1 protein-coding gene is annotated in these 1,061 nt (G+C 56.7%); it reads right to left on the bottom strand.

Annotated elements, in window-relative coordinates:
- Positions 1 to 1,061: replication endonuclease (locus RDN66_RS00320; RefSeq protein WP_308537440.1), on the bottom strand; the 1,061-nt coding region annotated here is incomplete at both ends.

Raw genomic sequence — 1,061 nt, 5'->3', positions numbered from 1 at the left:
TTTTGCTTCGCTGGCGGCATGTTCAACACCGTCAGCACCTGCCGCGGGATCCCGCGTACAGTTATTGACAGAACTCCGAGGGGCGGCGCTGCCGCCTGAAAAACCAACGTCAACGGCCATACCGTCAGCGCTCTGGCGCTTCGGCACGATTTTGTATTGAGTGGTGCGGGTGAAGATCAAAGAGTCATTGCCCGTAATCGGGCAATAGATACCGGTGATTCGCTGGACGTTATCGCCGTAGGCGTTGCCGTTTTCAGTGGTTTCATAATTCAGACGGATGCGCAGCTTATCGCGCTCAACCAACGGGCCACCCTGGGCTAATACGTAGTTATCCCATTCGCCACCGTTAGCGGCCTGCCGGGCGGTTTCCAGTTCAGGGTGTAACACCAGTTCGCGATCGCCCAAGCGGCGAAGTTCGCGATATACCGTGACCGGTGCACCGCCGATCTGCTGAAACTGACGAATAGCCCAGCGCGATGCCCACGCGCTAACGCGGAGTGACATTTCTTTCAGGTCTTCCCCGGTTTCGTCGTCCTTCTCACCATCCAGCGCGAAGCCGTCGATATTCTTCGAAATGTATTTCGCTATGTAGCCGGTTGCGCTGCCGTGGGCATCATCGATCGGCACAACCTGAAAGCGGTTTTCCTGCGCTCCCGGTTCGTTGCCGTCTTCTTTCAGGGCATATTTACGGAAGATTTCGCGCGCCTGCTCGACGCATTCCGGGCGCATAAAAAGAAGTAAATGCCAGTGTGGCGTTGCATCGTGGTGCGGTTCGACCACGCGAAAACCAAAGACGCGGATCCCTTTTCTCTTCCACGCTGCGCGGGTTCTCGCCCAGACTTTGCAAAGATATTGCTGCGTCTCGCGCGGCGATGCGCCACAGTATTTATTATTGCGGCGCCCGTTATGCTGCATGGAGTGGTAACGGGAAGGTGCTGTCAGCGTGTAGAAGTCACCGGCCAGCCCTTCCAGCTTCGCCAGATCTTCAAATCCGCGCATTCTCGTCATGAGTTCGCGGCGACGGTTGGCCGGATTGGCAACACTACCGGCGACTTTATCGA

The organism is uncultured Kluyvera sp. (genome assembly GCF_902485085.1).
Taxonomy (GTDB): Bacteria; Pseudomonadota; Gammaproteobacteria; order Enterobacterales; family Enterobacteriaceae; genus Kluyvera; species Kluyvera ascorbata.
This window is presented reverse-complemented; position numbering and strand designations above follow the sequence as displayed.